We start from the raw sequence: 23,435 nt of genomic DNA, 5'->3' as shown, positions 1-23,435 counted from the left end.
AGCTATATTTGTGCTAAACCCTATCACATAAATGCAGCTAACCACCAAAGCTATAGTACTTTCTTCGCTTAAATATGGCGACACGAGCTTGATCGTAAAGGCTTTTACGGTTTCCGATGGGGTAAAACCCTATTTGCTGCGAGGGGTTCTGGCATCTAAAAAGGGAAAATTGAAATCGGCCTATTTTCAACCCTTGACCCAGTTGGAGATTGTTGCCAACCATAGAAATAAGGGAGCCCTCGAAAGTATACGGGAGGCGAAGATACATTATGCGTACCAGACGCTGCATTCCGATATCTCAAAAAATGCCATGACCATGTTTCTCTCTGAAATGTTGGCCAACAGCATTCACGAGGAAGAGCCCAACCCTTCGCTTTTCGAGTTTATAGAGGTAAGCTTGCAATGGCTTGATACACAGGTTGATTTTGCTAATTTCCATATTTACTTTTTGATTCGGCTTACCAAATATTTGGGCTTTTACCCAGATACCGAACAGATGGGCGCAAGTAGTTTTGATTTGCTCGAAGGGGAGTTTACCGATACGCCATCGTTGAACCCTATTCTTAGTGGGGAAAATCTTACCTACTTTAAAACCTTCTTGGGCATAAATTTTGATGGGATACATCATATCAAAATGAATAAAGGCAACCGTCAAGAACTTTTACAATCGCTTGTGCTGTTTTACGAGTTGCATTTACAGGGGTTTAGAAAACCAAAATCCCTGGCCATCTTAAACGAAGTATTCAGCTAGTATGAACAAAGTTCTGTTTTTGCTTATTTTTTTGTGTACCCAAGTTGTCTTTTCCCAAGAGGTAACGGTCTTGGATTTTGATACCCGTGAACCTATTTCCAATGTGGCCATATATAATTACGATCGAACGAAAACGGCATTGACCGACTTTGACGGTAAGGTAGACTTGAAGGTGTTCGGGGTTGACGAACGTATTACCTTTCGGCACTTGAGTTATCAACTCGGAAGAACTACAAAAGCCCAGATACAAAGGCATGGAGACCGATTTTTTTTGAGCATGAAGGCCGAAGAGCTTGATGAGGTGGTGATGTCGGTGTCGAAGTGGGAACAGCAGAAAAAAGATATTCCCAACAAGATTGCGGTCATCAACGCCCGTGATATCGCCTTTACTAACCCACAGACTTCGGCAGACCTGTTGCAAAGCAGTGGAAAGGTATTCGTTCAAAAGAGTCAATTGGGGGGAGGGAGCCCTATGATACGGGGCTTTGCTACCAACCGCTTGTTGTTGTCGGTAGATGGGGTACGTATGAACAATGCCATTTTTAGGGGAGGGAATCTGCAGAATGTAATCTCCATTGACCCATACACCATACAGAACACTGAAGTTATCTTTGGTCCGGGCTCTGTAATTTATGGTAGTGATGCCATAGGCGGGGTAATGAATTTTTATACCAAAAAGGCCGAATTTTCAACCTCCGACAGTCTTTCGTTCTCAGGTGGGGCCAAGTATCGTTTTGCTTCGGCCAATTCTGAGAATACCTTTCATTTCGATTTTAATTTGGGAAAAAGGAAGTGGGCGTTTTTGACCAGTGCTTCCTATAATGATTTTGGTGATTTAAAAATGGGGGCCCACGGTCCGGAATCCTATCTTAGAAAAAACTTTGTCGGCAGCTTGAACGGTACGGATGTCTTGCTTCCTAATGAAAATCCTAAAAAACAAACCCCAACAGGCTATAGTCAACTTAACCTAATGCAAAAAATAGCCTATACACCTAACAATACTTGGGAGCACAAGCTTGGGCTACACTATTCCGAAACCTCCGATTACGCTAGGTACGATCGCTTGATACGCCCGAATAAGGCAGGTGACGGACTTCGGTCGGCGGAATGGTTCTATGGGCCACAAAAATGGTTTATGGGCAATTTGCAGATGAGCAAAAGGGGGAAAGGTATTTTTTACGACGGATTAAAAATAACTACTGCCTACCAACATTTTGAGGAGAGTAGAAATGATCGTGATTTTGGAGATCTGCTACGTTACACCACCGAAGAAAAAGTAGATGCCCTTTCTGCGAATGTCGATTTTGAAAACAAGAAAATCGGAGACCTTCGCTTGTACTATGGAGGGGAATATATCTTCAACAAGGTCGGGTCAACGGGAGAGCAGGTAAATATTGAAACCAAGGAGCTGGTCGAGGGCGCTTCGCGCTATCCCGATGGCGCCACTTGGCAAACCTTGGCCGGTTATGTGAACGGGGAGTATAGGGCAAAGCCTAATTTTACCCTTTTGTCGGGCCTTAGGTACAGTCACGTCTGGATCAATGCCGTTTTCGACAAAACCTTCTACCCCTTCCCTTTCGATGATGCAATGCTTGATAATGGGGCATTGACGGGAAGCATCGGTTTTAGTTGGTTCCCAAAGGCCGATTTACAGATTACCTTGAACGGCTCTACCGGTTTTAGGGCGCCGAACCTTGACGATGTAGGCAAGATATTTGACTCGGAACCTGGGGCGGTAGTGGTGCCCAATCCCGATTTGGAACCGGAGTATGCCTATAACGTGGAACTGGGGGTACAGAAAAACTTTAATGACCGGGTGGTGCTTAAAAGTGCCGCTTTTTATACCTACTTGGTAGATGCATTGGTACGAAGGGACTATAAGTTCAATGGGGAAGATGCCATTATGTACAATGGGGAACTCAGTAGTGTGCAGGCCATACAGAATGCCGCTAAGGCCTATGTATACGGGCTTGAGTTTGGGGCTGAGGTGTTTTTTGGGGATAAGCTCTCGGCCGTGGCCAACCTTACGCTTACGGAGGGTATCGAAGAGGAAGATGACGGTACGGAATCTCCGGGAAGGCATGTGGCACCTACTTTCGGCGATTTGCACTTCATTTACAAAGGCCAGAAGCTAACGGCCGATTTGTTCCTGAATTATAATGGCGAGATTTCCTATGGTGATTTGGCGACTTCCGAAAGAAGTAAAACATATATCTATGCGGTCGATGAAGAGGGCAATCCTTTCTCCCCTTCTTGGTACACCCTCAATTTACGCGCACAGTATGCTATTACCAACGCATTAAAAACTTCCCTTGGAGTTGAAAATATTACGGATCAGCGTTATCGTTCATATTCTTCGGGTATTGTGGCGCCAGGTGTTAGCTTGGTATTGGGAGTCGACTATCGGTTTTAGTGCTGGCCTGTTAAAAAAAAATAAAGCCCCCCGACCAATGGCCAGGGGGCTTTCGTTGTTATATGTATAAGGTATATTAGTTGACGGCAGCCTTGGCTTTGTCAGCAGCACTGTTGGCGGCGTCTTTGGCCTTGTCCGTAGCATCGTTGGCGGCATCTTTAACATCACTGGCAGCTTCATTGGCTTTTTCCTTGATGTCGTCACCAGCTTCTTCAGCTTTTGATTTTAGGTCGTTGGCGGCATCTTCTGCACCAGCTTTGATTTCTTCACCGGCTTCTTCGGCCTGCTCCATAGCTTCGCTACCAGCTTCTTTGGCGTCTTCCATGGCTTCGGTGCCCATTTCTTTGGCATCCTCGCCAGCTTGTTCCATTGCGGCACCAGCTTCGTCGGTAGCGCTTTTTGCTTTGTCTGCGGCGTCTCTACAAGAAACGAAAGAGATACTTAGGGCAAGCATCAAAACGGAACTTAAAATTACTTTTTTCATGATTTTGTGTTTAAAGTTTTTGTTTAATTGTTTTCTGAATATACGTATGAAACGACATTTTAGACGCTATATTTTAACATTTTCTTACAAGCTTGTTTAATACGGCGTATTTCAATTCTTTCAAATCGACTTAATTCGGGTAAAAATTGCTAATTTTGCAGCCTTAAATTAATGCAGTAGAGCCACTTATTATGAAGTTTGCGGAATATAAAGGATTGGATTTGCCCAAAGTAGCTGAAGATATACTCGATTATTGGAAGCAAAACCAGATTTTCGAGAAAAGTATTTCCTCTAGGGAGGGTAAACCTAGTTATGTTTTTTATGAAGGTCCGCCGTCGGCAAACGGTATGCCAGGGATCCACCATGTCATGGCGCGAACGATCAAGGATATCTTTCCGAGGTACAAGACCATGAAGGGTTTTCAAGTGAAGCGTAAGGCCGGTTGGGATACACACGGATTGCCTATTGAACTGGGTGTAGAGAAAGAATTGGGGATAACCAAGGAGGATATCGGTAAAAAAATATCCGTAGAAGAATATAACGCGGCCTGCAAGAAGGCGGTTATGCGCTATACCGATGTGTGGAACCGAATGACCGAACAAGTAGGCTATTGGGTAGACATGAACGACCCATATATTACCTACAAGCCAAAATATATGGAGTCTGTTTGGTGGTTATTGAAGCAGATATACGACAAAGGCTTGATCTATAAGGGGTACACGATACAGCCGTATTCACCTAAGGCGGGTACGGGCTTAAGTTCGCATGAGCTTAACCAACCGGGTACATATCAAGATGTGACCGATACTACGGTAGTGGCACAATTTAAGACGATAGAAGAATCGCTGCCCGATTTTCTCCAGAATGAGGGTGATGTATATTTCTTGGCGTGGACGACCACCCCATGGACACTGCCTTCGAACACCGCGTTGACCGTAGGGCCCAAAATAGATTACGTTTTGGTGGAAACTTATAACCAGTACACTTTTAAGCCCATGAACGTAGTTCTGGCCAAAAGTTTGGTAGGGAAGCAGTTTTCAGGGAAGTTCGAGCAAGTGGAAGCCAAATCCGATTTGTTGGCGTACCAAGCCGGAGATAAGAAAATACCTTTTTACGTAGTAAAGGAATTTGTTGGTAAAGATTTAGTGGGTATTCGATATGAGCAACTCCTTGAGTATGCCCTTCCTTATCAAAACCCTGAAAATGCATTTCGTGTAATTGCCGGTGATTTCGTAACTACGGAAGACGGTACCGGTATTGTACATACGGCCCCTACTTTTGGTGCCGATGATGCCTTGGTGGCCAAACAGGCTGTGCCCGAAGTTCCGCCCCTATTGGTATTGGATGAAAATAAAAATCCGGTTCCATTGGTAGATTTGCAAGGGAAGTTCCGTCCTGAAATGAAAGAGTTCGGGGGCAAATATGTTAAAAACGAATATTATACGGCAGGGGAAGAGCCCGAACGTTCGGTCGATGTGGAAATTGCCATAAAGCTCAAAGAAGAGAACAAAGCATTTAAGGTGGAGAAGTACGTACACAGTTATCCCAACTGCTGGCGTACCGATAAGCCTATTTTATATTACCCCTTAGATTCATGGTTTATTAAGATCAGCGATGTGAAGGATCGTATGTTCGCCTTGAACCAAACCATTAATTGGAAGCCGAAATCTACCGGGGAAGGCCGTTTTGGTAACTGGTTGGCGAATGCCAATGACTGGAACCTTTCTAGGTCTAGGTATTGGGGTATACCACTTCCTATTTGGAGGACCGAAGACGGAAAAGAGGAAATGATCATTGGATCTGTGGCCGAACTGAAGTCGGAAATGGCAAAGGCTGTGGCTGCCGGTGTAATGGAAAAGGATATTTTTGACGATTTCGTGGTTGGTGACCTATCTGACGAAAACTATGAAAAAATAGACCTTCACAAGAATATCGTTGATCAGGTGGTTTTGGTTTCCACTTCGGGCAAACCGATGAAGCGCGAAAGTGATCTGATCGATGTTTGGTTCGATAGTGGTTCCATGCCTTATGCCCAATGGCATTATCCATTTGAAAACAAAGACTTGATCGATGAGGGCAAGACCTATCCTGCCGACTTTATTGCCGAAGGGGTCGACCAGACAAGAGGGTGGTTCTATACCTTACACGCCATAGCTACAATGGTTTTCGATTCCGTAGCCTATAAAAATGTAGTGTCTAACGGACTTGTGTTGGACAAGGAGGGCAAAAAAATGTCAAAGCGCTTGGGCAATGCCGTGGATCCCTTCGATACCATGAACGAACATGGGGCGGATGCTACACGTTGGTACATGATTTCGAATGCGAACCCTTGGGATAATTTAAAGTTCGATACCGAGGGTATCGTTGAGGTGAAGCGCAAATTCTTCGGAACACTTTACAATACCTATTCGTTCTTTGGCCTTTATGCCAATATCGATGCTTTTGATTATTCAGAGGCGGAAATTCCGCTGAACGAAAGACCTGAAATCGACCGGTGGATCTTATCGGAACTACATTCGTTGATTAAAACCGTTGACGAAGCCTATGCCGATTACGAGCCTACCAAGGCTACACGTGCCATTTCAGATTATGTTCAAGAGAATTTGAGCAACTGGTACGTACGCTTGTGTAGAAGACGCTTTTGGAAAGGAAGTTATGAAAAGGATAAGATATCGGCTTACCAGACTTTATATACCTGTTTGGAAACCGTAGCCAAACTTTCGGCACCCGTGGCACCCTTCTTTATGGACCGATTGTACAAAGATTTAACGAATACGACCAAAAAGGAAGCATTTGAAAGTGTACATTTGGCCGAATTCCCGAAGTATGATGAGGCAGTCGTAGATAAGGACCTAGAAAGTAAGATGGAAAAAGCACAGACCATTTCGTCCTTGGTACTCTCGATCCGTCAGAAAGAAAAGATAAAGGTCCGTCAGCCCTTACAAAAGATAATGATACCTGTTCTTGATGAAAATCAAAAGCACGAGATCGAAGCGGTGGCCGATTTGATCATGTCGGAGGTGAACGTAAAGGAAATAGAATTGCTTGATGATGCATCGGGCATTTTAGTGAAGCAAATTAAGCCGAATTTCAAGGTGCTAGGCCCTAAATACGGTAAGGATATGAAGAAAATTGCCCAGGCCGTTGCGCAATTGGGTCAAGATGATATCCAAAAAATTGAGCAGAATGGCGAAATTTCGCTTGACATTGACGATAAAATTATTACATTACAACTGCAAGATGTAGAGATAGCCTCGCAAGATATCGAAGGTTGGTTGGTTGCAAGTTCTGGTACGCTTACCGTAGCGCTGGACGTAACAATCAATCAAGATTTGAGGGAAGAAGGTATAGCTCGAGAGCTTGTAAATAGAATTCAGAACTTGAGAAAAGATTCTGGGTTCGAGGTGACCGATAAGATTGATATCAAGATTCTTAAAGACGGTTTTGTTGAAAAAGCGGTATCGAATAACCTCGGTTATATCAAAACCGAAACGTTGACTGCCGAACTTGTTTTTGAAGAAAGCTTGGATAGGGGGACTGAGGTTGCCTTTGATGAAGTTAAAACTAAATTATTTATTGAAAAACATTAAGATAATGGCAGAAGATTTAAAAGTTAGATATTCGGACAAGGATCTGGCCGAATTCAGGGAGTTGATCGAAGACAAGATCGAGAAGGCTAAGAGTCACTTGGAGTTATTGAAAAGCTCATATATGAACGACGGTAATAATGGTACGGACGATACTTCGCCTACCTTTAAGGCTTTTGAAGAAGGGTCCGAAACCATGAGCAAAGAGGCGAACACCCAATTGGCCATCCGTCAAGAGAAATTTATTAGAGACCTTAAGAATGCGCTTTTGCGTATCGAGAACAAAACATACGGCATTTGTCGGGTTACCGGTAAGCTTATCGCCAAGGAACGTTTGAAGTTGGTTCCCCATGCTACTTTGAGCATCGAGGCGAAGAACATGCAAAAGTAATTTTCTGCTCTGTAAAAATTATCGAACCCACGAGAAGTGTATTCTTGTGGGTTTTTTTATATCTGTACCTATGAGGTTGTTCGTGTTTTTATTTTTGTCCTTCCATCTTTTGTCGGCCCAAAAGGTGGTGAGAAAATCATTGGTAAACAGCGAAATCACCTCAATTAACATTGATGTGACCAATTGCTACAAATTAGCGGTGGAAACGGCACCAGGGGCCGAAATGTCGGTAGAGGCCACCATAGACGGGGAGTACATGAAAGACCTTTTGGTTTCGGTAAAAAAAGAGGGTAACTCTATTATGGTCAGTAGTGGGTTCCAACCCAATTTTCACAATCCTAACGATAAGCTTAGTGCCCATAAAGTGGTTTCAATAGAATTGAAAGTGGTGTTGCCTCAGTACAAATACGTGACCGTGTTCGGTACAAGCTGTAACGTGTTGATGAGTGGAGACTATACGGATCTGAACGTTTCTTTAAACGACGGCCGCTGTGCGCTTTCAAACGTTTCTGAAAACGTGAACGTGCATACCCAAAGCGGGAGCATATTGCTTGCCGCGAAAAGCGGGAATATCCATGTGATTAATAAATACGGTAGTGTTGAAAGGGATAATATTCCCGTTGGGGATACGAAGTATACGCTTACTACCGTTACAGGGGATATTCAAATTACGAAAACCGAATAATATACTTATTTTTGCGGATTCAACTTGTATACGTACCATGAACTTAAAGAAATCGTTGCTCATTATTATAGCTGTTTTAATCATAGATCAGCTGAGCAAAATCTATATCAAGACCAATTTTCAACTGGGCGAGTCGGTTGAGGTTTTCAGTTGGTTCAAAATATTGTTCATTGAGAACTCTGGTGCGGCCTGGGGAGCTAAACTAAGTGATTTCCTTCCTATATCGGAACCTTCCGGTAAGTTGGTGCTGACCGTATTCCGTTTATTTGCCGTTGCCGGAATCGGATATTGGCTGTACGATACCGTACGTAAAAAATCTTCCCAAACACTCGTTCTTGCGGTGTGTCTGATCTTTGCCGGTGCATTGGGCAATATAATAGATTCGGTTTTTTACGGCGTAATATTTAGTGATAGCTATCAACAGCTGGCTACTGCCTTTTCCGATGAGCCTTACGGAAGTCTTTTTTACGGAAAGGTCGTAGATATGCTCTATTTTCCTATGGTAGATACTACCTGGCCTTCATGGGTACCCTATTTGGGCGGGTCTAGTTTTCGCTTCTTTGAACCTGTCTTCAATATTGCCGATATGGCTATAAGTACAGGTGTAGGTATACTTTTGGTATTTAATAAGAAAGCCTTTGGCAAAGCAGGTGATGAGTCTGTAGAAGAAACGGAGTAGTTTTTAAAAAGAATACGTTTTTACGGGCGTTACGCAGTAATCTAAACCCACATCGTTGCTATTGGTGTCCTCTATTAATTCTTCTTCTGGAGAAAACAGGGATAGGCCTATCTTGATGACATCGGGTCGGCATTGGGCTAAAAAGCCATCGTAAAAGCCTTTGCCGTAGCCCACTCGGTTGCCTTTTTTGTCAAAGGCCAGCAAGGGAATGAAAACAACATCGATTTTATTTAGCGGTACCTCAATACCGTCAATGGGTTCGGGTATATTCCAATGGTTTTTCTGGATACGGGTAGAGTCGGTCAGCAGATAGTGTTGTAAAGTTGCGCCATCGGCCATTTTGGGCAAGACGATATTCTTGTCTTTCCCTTGAAGGATAGTCAGAATGAAAGAGGTATCTATTTCCTTATTTTCGGTAATCGGCAAAAAGATATGGTAATAACTGAAAGACCATATCGGCAAGTGGAGTAATGCGTTGGCAATACTTAAACTAGAATCGGAGAGGGATTCTTGATCTAAAGAAGCTCTTTTGGTCTTGTAAAGAGATCGTAAATCGTTCTTAAGCATTGAGCGTAATCTCTTTTGAAATGGGAAACTTCGAGTACGTCTATTCTTTTACAGACACTGCGTAATATATCTTAAAAGATATCATTAAGATAAGATACAGGCCGAGGGTTATGATATATTTATCCATGTGGTATGTGATTTTGATGTTTAAATCTAAATAAAAAAATGATTGAAAACACTTTTAAGTGCAAGTTTTTATCGGTGAAATACATTTTTTAGTGTTTTTTTAACAGAAATGGGTCAAATCATGTGCAACAGTGTGCAAATATTTTCTTAAAACAAACAAAACAAAGAGGTTTCCTACTTTTGCTTCTTACGTTAAAAATAGCCTTAGATGTTTCGTTAAAAAAGCGTAAAAGACCTAGTCCTTTTAATAAAACGTAGTAATTTAACGTGGTAGAACCACGATGGTCTGCCGCTACAATTGATAAACGAATTTATAATGCCCCAAGTACCTATAGACGTACAGCTTAGTACCTTGCCCAAAAGTCCCGGTGTTTATCAATTTTATGATGCTGACGATAAAATATTATATGTAGGAAAAGCAAAAAACCTAAAAAAAAGGGTCTCCTCTTATTTTACCAAAAATCACGAGTACGGTAAGACGAGAGTGCTGGTCAAAAAGATCCGAAGGATCAAGCATATCGTTGTGCCGACCGAATCCGATGCCTTGCTTTTGGAGAACAACCTTATTAAAAAATATAGGCCGAGGTACAACGTCTTGTTGAAAGACGATAAATCGTATCCGTGGATATGTATCAAAAATGAACGCTTCCCCAGAATATTTCCTACGCGGAAAATGATTAAGGATGGAAGTGAATATTTTGGTCCGTATACCAGTATGAAAACGGTTCGGACCTTGCTTGATTTGGTCAAGGGGGTGTATCCCCTGCGAACATGTAACTACGACCTTTCCAAGGAAAAAATAGAGAGTGGCAAGTATAAGGTCTGTCTCGAATACCACCTCGGCAACTGTAAAGGTCCCTGTGAAGGCTTGCAGGATGCCGAAGAGTATCACGCCCAAATTGAGGATATCAGAAAAATCATAAAAGGTGATTTTAAATCATCGTTGAGCTATTTTCGAACGCAAATGAAATCCTTGGCATCGGAAATGAAGTTTGAGGAAGCCCAGCAAGTAAAGGAGAAAATAGAGATACTTGAAAACTATCAGGTGAAATCTACTATTGTTAACCCGAAAATCAATAATGTTGACGTGTTTTCCATTATTTCTGACGAATCCCACGGTTATGTGAATTTCTTGCAATTGTCGCACGGGTCCATAATACGTTCGCATACGCTCGAAATGAAGAAGAAACTCAATGAGACCGATGCGGAGTTGTTGGCCTTGGCCATTATAGAAATCCGCCAGCGGTTTAATTCCCTTTCAAGGGAGATTTATCTGCCGTTTGAAGTGCCGGTCGAGTCTCATCTTAAAGTTACGATACCAAAATTGGGTGATAAGCGGAAAATTTTAGATCTATCGGAGCGGAACGCCAAATTCTATAGGCAAGAACGGTTCAAGCAGATCAAGATCATCGATCCCGATCGGCATACCAACCGTATTATGGCCCAGATGAAAAAGGACCTGCACCTGTCCGCAGAGCCAAGGCATATAGAGTGTTTTGACAATAGCAATATTCAAGGAAGCAATCCTGTGGCCGCCTGTGTAGTCTTTAAGGATGGAAAACCTTCAAAAAAAGATTACCGGCATTTCAATATTAAGACCGTTACGGGGCCCGATGATTTTGCTTCTATGGAGGAAGTGGTTTTTAGGCGCTACAAGCGTTTGTTGGAAGAAGAAGAGCCCTTGCCGCAACTCATTGTTATCGATGGGGGAAAGGGGCAATTGTCGTCGGCCTTGAAAAGTCTCGATGCTTTAGGGCTTAGGGGGACAATTGCGATTATAGGCATTGCCAAGCGTTTAGAGGAGATCTTTTTTCCAGAAGATCCGATTCCGTTGTATCTTGATAAAAAATCGGAAAGCTTAAAAATAATACAACAGCTCAGGAACGAAGCCCACCGTTTTGGTATAACTTTCCATAGGAATAAAAGGAGTAAGGCCGCTATAGATTCCAAGTTGGAAAGTATAGATGGTATCGGGGCAAAAACAGCGGAAGAGCTGTTGAAAAAATTCAAATCGGTAAAACGTATAAAGGAAGCATCCATAGAAAACTTGACCGAAGTGGTGGGTGTGTCTAGGGCCAAAAAAGTTTATGAAGCATTTCATTAAATATTACTGTGGGTTGCGTTTCGTGAGAACATGTATGTTCTTATTATGCCTGTTTTTTGTGGTTGGGCCTGCTATGGCGCAGCCATCAGGGGAAGATGGTATAAAGGTAGGCCTGGTTCTCAGCGGTGGTGGGGCCAAGGGTATGGCACATATCGGCGCGATAAAGGTGATAGAGGAAGCGGGTATAAAAATCGATTATATCGGGGGCACCAGTATGGGGGCTATCGTCGGGTCTTTGTACGCGGCGGGTTATACCGGTGATCAATTGGATTCCATTTTTAGGGCAACGGATTTTACCAACCTGATACAGGACAACCTGCCCCGTAGCGCAAAAACGTTTTATGAAAAGGAAAATTCCGAAAAATATGCAATAACCCTTCCGTTCGATGGATTCAAGGTTTCCGTGCCTCCGGCCTATTCAGGTGGACAGAACGTGTATAACGAACTTGTGAAGTTTTTGTACCCGGTAAGAAATATAACCAAGTTCGACGAGTTGCCGATCCCGTTCGTTTGTATCGCAACCGATGTCGAAACGGGCAATGAGGTTATTTTAAAGGAAGGCTACCTTCCGGAAGCGGTAATGGCAAGCGGAACCTTGCCCTCGCTTTTTGAACCGGCAAAAATTAACGGAAAAGTGTTGATCGACGGTGGGGTGGTCAATAATTACCCTATTGACGAGGTGAAAGAAATGGGGGCCGATATCGTCATAGGGGTCGACGTGCAGCACGGACTCAGAAACCGTGAATCGCTATTGACGGCAACCGAAATCTTATTACAGATAAACAATTATAGAACGGTGCTCGATATGAAGGAAAAGTCTAAAAAGACCGATATTTATATCAAGCCCAACATGAGTGAGTTTTCTATGATGGATTTCGATTTGCACGATGTGCTGATTAAAAGTGGGGAAGATGCGGCGCTCAAAAATATAGATGCCTTAAAAGCATTGGCCGAAAAACAAAAGGAAAAGCCTTCGGAGCGGGCTAAAATTGTGCCTTCGGATACCTTGTCCATAGACCGTTTGATCATTCGTGAAAGTCCTAATTACTCTCGAGGTTACGTAAAGGGTAAGCTTAGGTTCGATACCGATAAGCCTACTACGTTCTCTAAACTTCAGCAAGGGATCAGCAATCTTGCGGCGACCGGAAATTTTCAAACCATTCACTATCAATTACGCGATAATGACGATGAGCGAATAATCGAGCTTGACCTCGACGAAACCAAGACCAAATCGTTTATCCGCCTCGGGGCCCATTACGATAATCTCTATAAGACCGCTGCAATACTCAATTATACAAGGAAAAGCCTGATTACCCGAGATGATGTTTCTTCCTTTGATTTTATTGTAGGCGATAACCTTAGGTACAATCTACAATACTATGTCGATAAGGGGTTTTACTGGAGTTTTGGCTTCAACTCAAGGTTCAATAAGTTTGAAAAGGAGGTTAATTTCGATTTATTGCGCGAAAACTTTGATGTTCAGGCCGGATTGAATGTAAATACCATTAACATGGATGTTACAGATCTTACCAATCAGGTGTATGTCCAAACCGTACTTCGGGAAGAGTTTGCCTTTAGAATGGGCTTGGAACACAAATTTTTAAAATATACCACTAAAACCTTGAGGCGAGATGTAAATTTACCTGCCGGTCAAGACCAAGATGAGCGGACCATATTTGAAAAAAGTAATTTTTACAGTGCTTTTGGGCAGTTGACCTTTGATACGTACAACGATAAATACTTCCCCTCCAAAGGACTGTATTTTGACGGGGATTTCCACTTTTATGTATTGTCTTCCGATTTTAACGACAACTTTAAGGAGTTTTCAATAGCCAAGGCCAGGGCGGGCTTGGCCATACCCTTGATCGGCAATCTGTCTTTGAATACGGAAATTGAGGGAGGTTTTAAATTGGGGACCTCAAATGTCACCTCTTTCGATTTTGTACTTGGGGGTTACGGAACGAACCTTATCAACAACTTTCGGCCCTTTTTCGGCTATGATTTTTTATCGTTGCCCGGAAACGCCTTTGTAAAGGGGTATGGTCGCCTCGACCTTGAGTTTGCGCCCAAAAACCATTTTATGTTCACCGCCAACTATGCCAATGTTGATGATGACCTTTTTAGAACTGGCGAATGGTTTGACCTGCCCATTTATTCGGGGTATGGTGTCGGTTATGGATGGGAGTCTTTTTTAGGTCCGCTACAAGTACACTACACCTGGACCCCAGAGGGTAGTCAGGGGAATTTCTTCTTTAGTTTTGGGTATTGGTTTTGATGAGGTTTGCCGGTCTTTATTATTTTTTGCGATATTTGTAAGTATGTTAGAGCTACGAGTTGATATTACCTCGCACTTGAGGGCTATGTGGTAAGTGAAATGAATTGGGGCGGGTTTCCGCTAAGGGCATTTTATTGCCTTAAAGGCCTTTGGTTATATTATTTCACTTTCATTTAAAAATACGCTTATGTCAACTTTAGATAATACCTCGTTACAATTACCAAAAGAAAACCCGCAGGCAGAAGATTTTCTTCCGTTATTGGGAACCGATTATGTAGAACTATATGTGGGTAACGCCAAACAGGCCGCCCATTATTATATGTCGGCTTGGGGCTTTCAGCCACTAGCGTATGCCGGTCTGGAAACGGGCCTGAAAGACCGTGTCTCTTATGTATTGGAGCAGGGGAAAATACGTTTGATACTTACTTCGCCTTTAAAACCTGGAGGCGAGATCAATAAACATATAGATTCTCACGGTGATGGCGTAAAGGCCATAGCCCTTTGGGTAGATGATGCGCGCCATAGTTTTAATGAGACCGTGAAACGTGGGGCGGAAGCCTATTTTGAGCCTAAGACCTTACAAGATGGGGAAGGGGAGGTTGTACTATCGGGTATTCACACTTATGGGGAAACCGTACATGTTTTCGTAGAACGAAAAAATTATAAAGGGGTATTTATGCCAGGCTTCAAAGCTTGGAAGCCTTATTACCAGCCAACCAACGTAGGCCTGAAGTATGTGGACCATATGGTCGGTAACGTGGGTTGGAACGAAATGAACAAGTGGTGTGAATTCTACGCCAAGGTCATGGGCTTTGCCCAGTTGGTGTCTTTTGACGATAAAGACATATCTACGGAATACACGGCCTTGATGAGCAAGGTTATGAGCAATGGAAACGGTCGTATAAAGTTTCCGATAAACGAACCTGCGGACGGCAGAAAAAAATCACAAATAGAGGAGTATATAGAATTCTATAATGGTGCGGGGGTACAACACATGGCCCTTGCTACGGATAATATTATAGAAACCGTCTCTTCTTTACGTGACCGCGGTATTGAGTTTTTGACCGTACCCGCGAGCTACTATGAAGACGTTTTGGATCGTGTGGGTGAAATTGATGAGGATTTGGTACCGCTTAGTGAGCTGGGGATTCTTATCGATAGGGATGATGAGGGCTACTTGCTTCAGATTTTTACAAAGCCTATTTTGGATCGCCCGACAATGTTCATAGAAATTATTCAACGTAAGGGGGCCAAATCGTTTGGCAAAGGAAATTTTAAAGCCCTTTTTGAAGCGATTGAAAGGGAGCAGGAATCTAGGGGTACCCTGTAAATTCGAAATTTTTCCACGGCCAAACTTTGAGCTTTGAAGGCCGCTATTTTAAGGCATAGCACAGCACAACTTCTTAATGAAATGCCAAAATCCTTGCTGTAAGTAAAAAGAACTGTTAATGTAATAGTTAAAGTAAGTTAAAAGGGTTTGAGGTTTAAAGGTTTGCCTTAAATTTGTTGGCGTAAGGGGTGGTTCCCTTACAACTTTAAGTATTGGTTTTTCATAATTTAAAGTTTGGTTGGTTATTTAGGAAAAGCCCTGACATATAATGTTGGGGCTTTTTTTCTGTATAAAGGGGTCGTTCCTTTGTTTTCGCCCCGAGGAGTTGTTTTATGTAAATTCGGGACCTAGTTTTTAGGTCGCGTCAAAAACTAAATAGTCAGGCATAGCGATACATGCAATACTTTGGAATAAATTTTGTTTAAGTAATTGTGAGTCCGTGATAATATACAAGTGCATTTTGTATTTTTATCGTAATACTATAGCTATGAAAAACGCCTTTGCCCTATTTTTGCTCTTTACTGTTTTTTCTTCCTATTCCCAGCAAAGTAAATCTGCTTTTCAACCCGGTGAGTGGTTGAAGTTTAGAATGCATTACGGTTTTTTGAATGCCAGTTATGCGACCTTGCACTTAAAGACTTCTGATATTGATGGAATTCCGGTATATCACGTCGTAGGAAAGGGCCGAACAACTGGGTTTGCCAGTGTGTTCTTTAAGGTAGACGATACCTATGAAAGTTATTTCGGGAAGGAAGACGGTCGCCCGTATAGGTTCATTCGTAAAATTGACGAAGGTGGTTATACCAAGGATATTGAGATAAATTTCGATTATAAGGAAGATAAAGCTGTCCTGTACGATAAAAAACACAATAAAAAGTATAAATTTGAACTAAAGGACAGTATTCAAGATTTGCTATCTGCCTTCTATTATCTTCGAAACAACTACGAACCAAGCGATTTGGTAGTTGGGGAAGCCATAAAATTGAAAATGTTGTACGATGATGACGGAATTTTCAATTTTAAGCTTAAATATTTGGGAACAGAAATACTTAAAACCAAGTTCGGTAAGGTAGAATGTTATAAATTTAGACCCTTGGTGCAGTCCGGTCGTGTTTTTAAAGAAAGGGAGAGCCTTTCGTTATGGGTTTCGGCAGACGATAATAGGATTCCTATCCGTATACAAGCAGATTTGGCGGTGGGGTCTATTAAAGCCGACCTTGACGGTTATAACGGACTAAAACACCAGTTCAAGATAATAATGGACTAAGCCTGATGAGAGATAAAGAGCGAATAGATTCACAAATTTCAAAACTAGAAGAAAAATATAAAGATTCTGGTCAAGATTTGAGCTCTTATTTAGATGGCCTTTTGTACCAACGTTACCTTACCTATTGGGATTATATCCATCTTGATACGCTGTTAAGTCTACAAGTTCCCCGTACCTACTTTCCCGATGAGGAAATTTTTATCATGTACCATCAGATTACCGAGCTTTATTTTAAGCTTATTTTGCACGAACAAAAGCAGTTGGTAGATGATAAATCACAGAATATTGATTTCTTTATAGAAAAGGCCAGGCGGATCAATAGTTATTTCAAAGCCCTGATTTCTTCTTTCAGTATTATGATCAAAGGTATGGAGCGCGAGCAGTTTCTACAGTATAGAATGGCTTTGTTGCCTGCTAGTGGATTTCAGTCGGCCCAATACCGAATGATCGAGATTTATGCCACGCCTTTAGAAAATTTGGTGCATCACACCCAACGCGACAATTTTTCGTCGGCGAACAGTATAGAGGAACTGTACGAGGAGATATATTGGAAAAAGGGGGCTACGGATTTGGCTACCGGGGAGAAGACCTTGACATTGAAGCAGTTCGAGTACAGATATACGCCGCGATTGATACGAATTGCCAAACAAATAGAAGGAAATACCATATATCAAAAATATCTGCAATTGCCTGAGGGCAAGAAAGATAATAAAGAGCTGATAGATGCGTTAAAGACTTTGGATATGAATGCGAACGTCAACTGGCCTTTGATGCATATGGGCTCTGCCCATCGTTACTTGGCAAAGGACAAAGAGGAAATAGAGGCCACTGGTGGAACCAATTGGAAAAACTATTTGCCGCCAAGTTTTCAAAAAGTCATATTTTTTCCTGAGATATATTCTAAACAAGAGTTAAATGATTGGGGCAAAGAGTGGGTAGACCATATCTTTAACCCAGAAAAGAAACAAACACATTAGCATGCAAAAATATTGGGGCCTTTTTTTAATCGTTTTATTATCCTTATCCTGTAAAGATGATCGGCCAGTCCTTAAGGAGCCGGTCGATAAAGAGTTGGCTGTTGTAGTACCCGAAAAACCCGTAATGAAACAGTTTGGGTTCAATCTAGATGAGTTCACCGTGCAATTGGACACCGTGAAAAATGGTGATAGTTTTGGGGAGCTCATGTTACAGCATAAAGTGGAATACCCCAAGATTGCCAAGATAACCCAAGATTTTAAAGATACTTTCGACGTTCGGAAAATCCGTGTGGGCAAACCCTACCTGATTTTAAAGTCGAAGGATACTACGGAAGCGGCTCAGGTCTTTATTTATGAGAACGATGCGATCAATTATACCGTTGTCGATTTAAGGGATACCGTAAAGGCCTATAAAGACAAAAAGGAAGTTACTTATGTAGAGCGTGAAGCTTCTGGGGTAATTGAAACTTCTTTGTCGCAGGCTATTCTAGATCAAGGGATAGACTATACGGTAACCAATAGCCTTTCTGAAGTGTATGCTTGGACCATTGACTTCTTCCGTCTTCAAAAAGGAGATAAATTCAAGGTAATCTACAAGGAAAAATACATAAACGATTCGATATATGCTGGAGCCGGCCCAATTGAAGCAGCTTATTTTGAGCATAATGGAAGACCGATTTATGCCTTTTCTTACGAGAACGATTCTTTAAAAAACATTCGTGATTATTTTGATGAGGAAGCAAATAATTTAAGAAGGACCTTTTTAAGGGCTCCGGTTCAGTTTAGCCGTATCTCATCGAGGTATAACCTTAAGCGTAGAATAAAATATTACGGAAACCGCATCAGGCCCCATAAGGGAACCGATTATGCTGCGCCTTTAGGAACGCCTATTTTGGCCACTGCCGATGGTACGGTTACGGAATCTACAAGAAGGGGTGGTAACGGTAAGTATGTAAAAATCAGGCATAACGGAACCTACTCTACGCAGTATCTGCACATGAAAAAGCAGAATGTAAAACGTGGTCAGTATGTAAGACAAGGCGATGTGATCGGTTGGATCGGTATGACAGGTAATACCAGTGGTCCACATGTTTGCTATCGTTTCTGGAAAAACGGTAGGCAGGTAGATCCGTTGAAAGAAGAACTTCCTTTGGCAGAGCCTTTGGACGAATCGTTGCAGCCCGAATACTTCGACTACATCGGTCCGATAAAGGATCAACTTGACTGTATGTCTTACCCGGAAATTCCAACGGAAGAAATTATAGAGGCCGAAGATTTGGCGTCGGCAGAAAAATAAGGTCTGTAGAGGTTTTGGTTTAGTTTGAATATGGCTTATTTTCGCCATGGACAATTGCTAACACCTAAAATAAACCAGAATGTCTTTACAGAGCACGAACCCTACGGAAACTCCTATTTGGGAGAAACTTACCCAACACTATACAAACAGTCAGGCGGAAAAGGTAAAAGACCTTTTTGCGTCCGATCCGTCGAGGGCGGAGAAGTTCACTTTAAAGTGGAACGATTTCTTGGTCGACTTTTCAAAAAACAGAATCACGGAGGAAACGATGGAGTTGCTTTTGCAGCTGGCCGAAGAAGTGAATTTGGCCGAGGCGATTAAAAAACAATTCGATGGTGACCTGATCAACCAAACCGAAGGGCGTGCGGTACTACATACGGCATTAAGGGCCAAAAAGTCCGATACCATTCTCGTTGACGGCAAGAATGTTGTAGAGGAGGTCTATCAGGTGAAGGAACATATAAAGGCGTTTACTGATAATGTAATTTCAGGAACAGCCACAGGATATACCGGCAAGGCGTTTACCGATGTCGTAAATATTGGTATTGGTGGGTCTGATTTAGGTCCCGCAATGGTCGTTGAGGCCTTAAAATTCTATAAGAACCACCTGAAACTTCATTTCGTCAGCAATGTAGATGGCGACCATGTCAACGAGGTGTTAAAAGACCTAGATCCAGAGACCACTCTTTTTGTTGTGGTGTCGAAGACCTTTACCACGCAGGAAACCCTCAGTAATGCTACTACCATAAAAAAATGGTTCTTAAAACATGGCAGACAAGAAGATATTGCCAAGCATTTTGCCGCGGTATCTACAAATACCGAGGCCATTGCCGAGTTCGGTATTGCTGCCGAAAATGTATTTCCGATGTGGGATTGGGTCGGTGGCCGTTTTTCCTTATGGAGCGCTGTAGGACTTTCGATTGCTTTGGCAGTGGGTTTTGATCATTTTGATGAGCTGCTATCGGGAGCCAATGAAATGGACGAGCATTTCAAAAACACCGATTTTAAAGATAATATTCCCGTTGTATTGGCGCTATTGAGCGTTTGGTACAATAACTTCTATGGGGCCGAAACCGAGGCCATCATACCCTATGCCCAATATTTGAGTAGGTTTTCCGCCTATTTGCAACAAGGTATAATGGAGAGTAATGGTAAAAGCGTAGATCGCAATGGTAAACGTGTTGGTTATGAAACCGGCACCATTATATGGGGCGAACCGGGAACCAATTCACAACACGCCTTCTTTCAGTTGATCCATCAGGGAACAAAAATCATCCCTGTTGATTTTATTGGTTATAAGAAGTCCTTGCATGGTGATGTGGATCACCACAATAAACTCATGGCCAATTTCTTTGCACAGACCGAGGCGTTAATGAACGGTAAAACCGAAGAGCAGGTGCGTGAAGAGTTGGAAAGTAAGGGAATGAGTGAAAACGAGATGGAAAAATTATCGCCTTTCAAAGTCTTTGAAGGTAACAAGCCCACCAATACAATTCTGATAGACCAATTGACGCCTAAGAGCTTGGGTAGCTTAATTGCGTTGTACGAGCATAAAATATTTGTTCAAGGCGTGATTTGGAATATCTTCAGTTATGATCAATGGGGTGTTGAATTAGGCAAGCAGTTGGCGGGTACAATTTTGAAGGATATTCAAGGTTCGGAAATTGCTGATCATGACGGTTCTACTTTGCAACTTTTAAGATATTTTAAGAGTTAAAATGAAGTTTTCTCAGTTTTTGTAAATGTGGGCGTAACTTCCTGTTTTTAAGGGGTAATTCGTCTTCATATTAGTATATTTGCGAAAAGGTTATTTAACCTTCCCTTAACATTCGTACACCTAAAATGCAGCACTTTTGCAGCAAACTGAAAAAACGTAAAAACAGAACAAATGAAAAAAATGTACTTCGCTTGGGTCGCATTTCTAATGACGACTATCGCATTTTCACAGGGAACCATTACAGGTACTGTTATTGATGGCGAACTTAATGAACCACTTCCAGGGGCTAGTGTTGTTCTGCAAGGAACGACCAACGGAACCTCGACAGATTTTGATGGTCAGTTCAAAATTGAAACGACCAAAAACACAGGAACGCTTCTCGTTTCTTATATTGGATATACATCTAAAAAAGTGGCCTTTACCAGTGCTGGTGATATCGGTCGGATTGTGTTGGAACCAGATGCGGAGCAATTAGGTGAAGTTGTTGTAATTGGTACAGGTATTATCGATTTAGCAAATGATAGAGAAACTCCTATAGCAGTATCTTCTATTCCTGCTAAGCAAATTCAAGAGAAGATTGGGACGCAGGATATTACCATGACAATGGTCAACACTCCATCTGTATACGTCGCTGGACAATCTAGTGGTTATGGGGACTCTCGAATGTCAGTTCGTGGTTTTGGTCAAGATAACACCGCCTTTTTGTTAAATGGACAACCAATAAACGGTATGGAAGATGGATTAATGTACTGGTCTAACTGGTCTGGTCTGGCTGATATAGCGAATGGTGTTCAGATTCAAAGGGGGCTTGGTTCTTCTAAACTAGCAATATCTTCTGTTGGTGGTACAGTTAATTTTGTTACCAAGGCTACTGATAAAAAAGAAGGTGGTTTTGCTTCTTTTGGTATGGCAAATGATAGTTATTATAAAGGTACTTTAGGTTATAGTACAGGAATGAATGAAAATGGTTTTGGAGTAAGTGTTATGTTGAGCCATTGGCAGGGTAACGGGTATAATGATGGTACCGAAGGGTATGGTCAAAATTATTTTATTTCCTTTGGCTATGCCCCAAGTGATCGTCATAATTTGAACTTTTTGTTGACCGGAGCCCCACAATATCATGACCAGAATTACTCAAAACCTATTTCTACATATTTGGAGTATGGACGAAAGTATAATAATAATTATGGTTATCTGGGGGATAAGTTTATTTCTGAGCGTGGTAATTACTATCATAAACCTGTAGCTAATTTAAACTGGGATTTTGATATAAATGATAAATCACAGCTTTCAACAGTTTTATATGCTTCTTGGGGTAGAGGAGGAAGTGTAGGTAATGTTGGTAGCAGAGTGCGTACGGAAGACGGTTATATAAATTGGGGAGCTATAGTCGCTAATAATGAGGCAAGTGCAGATGGATCGTCAACTTATGCTTTGCGTAACTCGGTCAATAATCATTCTTGGTATGGTTTGGTAACCAACTACAATCTTGAATTGAGCGATAATCTTGATTGGAATGTAGGTTTTGATTTGCGTACTTACAAAGGGTCTCACTTTAGGCAAATTCACGATTTGTTAGGTGCTGATTATTTTGAAGATAATGGAAATGTAAGGTATCCTTCTGGAAATCAAATTACAGCAACTTTTAAAGCTAATCCATGGAGCGCGCTTACTAATTATGCGGATGAAGGTGAAAGGTATGCGTGGGATTATGATGAGAGAATTAATTACGGTGGAATATTCACCCAACTTGAGTATGCTGTTGATGATTTCTCATTGTTTGTGCAAGGAGCAGCATCTTCACAGTCACATGTTCGATGGGATAGGTATCAATATGATGAAGCTAACGAAGAGTCTGAGAAAGTGACTAATCCTGGCTTCAATGTAAAAGCGGGAGGAAGCTATAAAATTGATGGGGTTCATAGTATTTATGCAAATACCGGATACTATTCAAGACAACCTTATCATGATAATATTTATCTGAATTTTGGAAATGAGATAAACCCACTTACAGAGAATGAGAAAATATTCGGTTTGGAAGCGGGTTATGGACTACGTCTGAATAATTTCTCTGCTAATATAAACCTATATAGAACTTCTTGGGAAGATAGAGTGGTTACTTCTGCGACTACCGACGATATAACTGGTGAGCAAATCTATACATCTAACTATGGGGTAAAACAGCTGCACTCGGGTATTGAGATAGATGCTAAAGGTCATATCAACCAATTAATGTTGCGAGGGTTTTTATCCATAGGTAATTGGGAATACTCGGGGGATTCAAGAACTGTTGTGAGAGACGAGGATAGAAACCTTTTATCTGAGGTAACTGAAGATGTTGATGGAGGAAAAGTTGGTGATGCTGCTCAATTAACTTTTGGTTTAGGTGCTGATTACCAAATACTGGAGAACTTTTCGGCAGATGCTGATTATAGATTTTATGATAAGCTTTACGCGGATGTAGGTGCTGTCAAAGAGAATTTGGAACTACCTAGTTTTGGTATTCTTGATTTAGGGGCTACCTATAATTTCCCAATAAGTGCAGAAAATAATCTAAGTTTGAGGGTTAATGTTAATAATGCATTGCACAAAATATATATATCTGAACTAACCTCTGCAGATTTGCCAGTTGCGGGTGAGCAAACCTATGATGGGATTGCATTATCTAACTATGCTTATTTTGGTTTAGGTAGAACTTGGAACGTAAGTCTTAGGTATAGCTTTTAATTAAAAAGTAATACGGGATATAACCCTGCCCATCGGCAGGGTTTTTTTATGCTCAAAA

The 23,435-nt window shown here is 41.8% G+C and carries 16 protein-coding genes; 14 read left to right on the top strand and 2 right to left on the bottom strand.

Annotated features, from left to right (window positions below):
• Window positions 1-31 precede the first annotated feature (31 nt).
• Both recO and ZOBGAL_RS06890 read left to right on the top strand, forming a co-directional pair.
• Window positions 32-751, top strand: a complete 720-nt coding sequence (gene recO, locus ZOBGAL_RS06895) for a DNA repair protein RecO (protein ID WP_013992817.1) — start codon at window positions 32-34, stop codon at window positions 749-751.
• Window position 752: 1 nt separating this feature from the next.
• Window positions 753-3,164 carry a TonB-dependent receptor plug domain-containing protein gene (locus ZOBGAL_RS06890; RefSeq protein ID WP_013992816.1) on the top strand — a complete coding sequence of 804 codons (2,412 nt, stop codon included), beginning with the start codon at window positions 753-755 and terminating at the stop codon, window positions 3,162-3,164.
• Between the two features lie 76 nt (window positions 3,165-3,240).
• On the opposite strand, the gene ZOBGAL_RS06885 is transcribed toward ZOBGAL_RS06890, so the two are convergent.
• The gene (locus tag ZOBGAL_RS06885; protein WP_013992815.1) at window positions 3,241-3,648 is read right to left on the bottom strand and encodes a hypothetical protein; all 408 of its coding nucleotides are present in this window, start codon (window positions 3,646-3,648) and stop codon (window positions 3,241-3,243) included.
• 191 nt (window positions 3,649-3,839) lie between these two features.
• Between ZOBGAL_RS06885 and ileS the strand changes: the two genes are divergently transcribed.
• The 4 genes from ileS (at window position 3,840) to ZOBGAL_RS06865 (ending at window position 8,990) form a co-directional block, all read left to right on the top strand.
• Window positions 3,840-7,238 (top strand): isoleucine--tRNA ligase, encoded by a 3,399-nt coding sequence (gene ileS / locus ZOBGAL_RS06880; RefSeq protein WP_013992814.1) that lies wholly within the window; start codon window positions 3,840-3,842, stop codon window positions 7,236-7,238.
• 4 nt (window positions 7,239-7,242) lie between these two features.
• On the top strand, window positions 7,243-7,626 hold the full coding sequence (locus tag ZOBGAL_RS06875) for a TraR/DksA family transcriptional regulator (protein ID WP_013992813.1): 384 nt from the start codon (window positions 7,243-7,245) through the stop codon (window positions 7,624-7,626).
• A gap of 70 nt (window positions 7,627-7,696) precedes the next feature.
• Window positions 7,697-8,311, top strand: a complete 615-nt coding sequence (locus tag ZOBGAL_RS06870; protein WP_046287387.1) for a DUF4097 family beta strand repeat-containing protein — start codon at window positions 7,697-7,699, stop codon at window positions 8,309-8,311.
• A 37-nt stretch (window positions 8,312-8,348) separates the two neighbouring features.
• Window positions 8,349-8,990, top strand: a complete 642-nt coding sequence (locus ZOBGAL_RS06865) for a lipoprotein signal peptidase (protein ID WP_013992811.1) — start codon at window positions 8,349-8,351, stop codon at window positions 8,988-8,990.
• Between the two features lie 3 nt (window positions 8,991-8,993).
• Here the strand turns inward: ZOBGAL_RS06865 and ZOBGAL_RS06860 are convergent, their stop codons facing one another.
• Window positions 8,994-9,557, bottom strand: coding sequence for a 5-formyltetrahydrofolate cyclo-ligase (locus ZOBGAL_RS06860; RefSeq protein WP_013992810.1), 564 nt, complete (start codon window positions 9,555-9,557; stop codon window positions 8,994-8,996).
• Between the two features lie 442 nt (window positions 9,558-9,999).
• On the opposite strand from ZOBGAL_RS06860, the gene uvrC reads away from it, so the two are divergent.
• The 8 genes from uvrC to ZOBGAL_RS06820 all read left to right on the top strand — a co-directional run bounded on the left by uvrC (window position 10,000) and on the right by ZOBGAL_RS06820 (window position 23,377).
• Entirely contained in the window at window positions 10,000-11,787 is a 1,788-nt protein-coding gene (gene uvrC / locus ZOBGAL_RS06855; RefSeq protein ID WP_013992809.1) for an excinuclease ABC subunit UvrC, read from the top strand.
• Window positions 11,771-14,062: a patatin-like phospholipase family protein gene (locus tag ZOBGAL_RS06850; RefSeq protein WP_013992808.1), complete on the top strand. Its 2,292-nt coding sequence runs from the start codon at window positions 11,771-11,773 to the stop codon at window positions 14,060-14,062. The genes uvrC and ZOBGAL_RS06850 overlap by 17 nt, the downstream gene beginning before the upstream one ends.
• A gap of 187 nt (window positions 14,063-14,249) precedes the next feature.
• Window positions 14,250-15,392, top strand: a complete 1,143-nt coding sequence (hppD, locus tag ZOBGAL_RS06845; protein ID WP_013992807.1) for a 4-hydroxyphenylpyruvate dioxygenase — start codon at window positions 14,250-14,252, stop codon at window positions 15,390-15,392.
• A gap of 487 nt (window positions 15,393-15,879) precedes the next feature.
• Window positions 15,880-16,659, top strand: coding sequence for a DUF3108 domain-containing protein (locus tag ZOBGAL_RS06840; RefSeq protein ID WP_013992806.1), 780 nt, complete (start codon window positions 15,880-15,882; stop codon window positions 16,657-16,659).
• Between the two features lie 5 nt (window positions 16,660-16,664).
• Window positions 16,665-17,636: a tryptophan 2,3-dioxygenase family protein gene (locus tag ZOBGAL_RS06835; RefSeq protein WP_013992805.1), complete on the top strand. Its 972-nt coding sequence runs from the start codon at window positions 16,665-16,667 to the stop codon at window positions 17,634-17,636.
• A gap of 1 nt (window position 17,637) precedes the next feature.
• Window positions 17,638-18,933 (top strand): M23 family metallopeptidase, encoded by a 1,296-nt coding sequence (locus ZOBGAL_RS06830; protein WP_013992804.1) that lies wholly within the window; start codon window positions 17,638-17,640, stop codon window positions 18,931-18,933.
• Window positions 18,934-19,012: 79 nt separating this feature from the next.
• Window positions 19,013-20,650 (top strand): glucose-6-phosphate isomerase, encoded by a 1,638-nt coding sequence (gene pgi, locus ZOBGAL_RS06825; RefSeq protein ID WP_013992803.1) that lies wholly within the window; start codon window positions 19,013-19,015, stop codon window positions 20,648-20,650.
• Between the two features lie 171 nt (window positions 20,651-20,821).
• Window positions 20,822-23,377 carry a TonB-dependent receptor gene (locus ZOBGAL_RS06820; RefSeq protein WP_013992802.1) on the top strand — a complete coding sequence of 852 codons (2,556 nt, stop codon included), beginning with the start codon at window positions 20,822-20,824 and terminating at the stop codon, window positions 23,375-23,377.
• The last annotated feature ends 58 nt before the right edge of the window (window positions 23,378-23,435 follow it).

The organism is Zobellia galactanivorans, from assembly GCF_000973105.1.
GTDB lineage: Bacteria > Bacteroidota > Bacteroidia > Flavobacteriales > Flavobacteriaceae > Zobellia > Zobellia galactanivorans.
The sequence above is the reverse complement of the archived record's forward strand: the minus strand, read 5'-3'. Positions and strand labels throughout refer to the sequence as shown.

Bases quoted from the DNA above. Each gene is read 5' to 3' on its own strand.
- recO (WP_013992817.1), top strand. From the start codon at position 32: ATGCAGCTAACCACCAAAGCTATAGTACTTTCTTCGCTTAAATATGGC.
- ZOBGAL_RS06890 (WP_013992816.1), top strand. From the start codon at position 753: ATGAACAAAGTTCTGTTTTTGCTTATTTTTTTGTGTACCCAAGTTGTC.
- ZOBGAL_RS06885 (WP_013992815.1), bottom strand. From the start codon at position 3,648: ATGAAAAAAGTAATTTTAAGTTCCGTTTTGATGCTTGCCCTAAGTATC.
- ileS (WP_013992814.1), top strand. From the start codon at position 3,840: ATGAAGTTTGCGGAATATAAAGGATTGGATTTGCCCAAAGTAGCTGAA.
- ZOBGAL_RS06875 (WP_013992813.1), top strand. From the start codon at position 7,243: ATGGCAGAAGATTTAAAAGTTAGATATTCGGACAAGGATCTGGCCGAA.
- ZOBGAL_RS06870 (WP_046287387.1), top strand. From the start codon at position 7,697: ATGAGGTTGTTCGTGTTTTTATTTTTGTCCTTCCATCTTTTGTCGGCC.
- ZOBGAL_RS06865 (WP_013992811.1), top strand. From the start codon at position 8,349: ATGAACTTAAAGAAATCGTTGCTCATTATTATAGCTGTTTTAATCATA.
- ZOBGAL_RS06860 (WP_013992810.1), bottom strand. From the start codon at position 9,557: ATGCTTAAGAACGATTTACGATCTCTTTACAAGACCAAAAGAGCTTCT.
- uvrC (WP_013992809.1), top strand. From the start codon at position 10,000: ATGCCCCAAGTACCTATAGACGTACAGCTTAGTACCTTGCCCAAAAGT.
- ZOBGAL_RS06850 (WP_013992808.1), top strand. From the start codon at position 11,771: ATGAAGCATTTCATTAAATATTACTGTGGGTTGCGTTTCGTGAGAACA.
- hppD (WP_013992807.1), top strand. From the start codon at position 14,250: ATGTCAACTTTAGATAATACCTCGTTACAATTACCAAAAGAAAACCCG.
- ZOBGAL_RS06840 (WP_013992806.1), top strand. From the start codon at position 15,880: ATGAAAAACGCCTTTGCCCTATTTTTGCTCTTTACTGTTTTTTCTTCC.
- ZOBGAL_RS06835 (WP_013992805.1), top strand. From the start codon at position 16,665: ATGAGAGATAAAGAGCGAATAGATTCACAAATTTCAAAACTAGAAGAA.
- ZOBGAL_RS06830 (WP_013992804.1), top strand. From the start codon at position 17,638: ATGCAAAAATATTGGGGCCTTTTTTTAATCGTTTTATTATCCTTATCC.
- pgi (WP_013992803.1), top strand. From the start codon at position 19,013: ATGTCTTTACAGAGCACGAACCCTACGGAAACTCCTATTTGGGAGAAA.
- ZOBGAL_RS06820 (WP_013992802.1), top strand. From the start codon at position 20,822: ATGAAAAAAATGTACTTCGCTTGGGTCGCATTTCTAATGACGACTATC.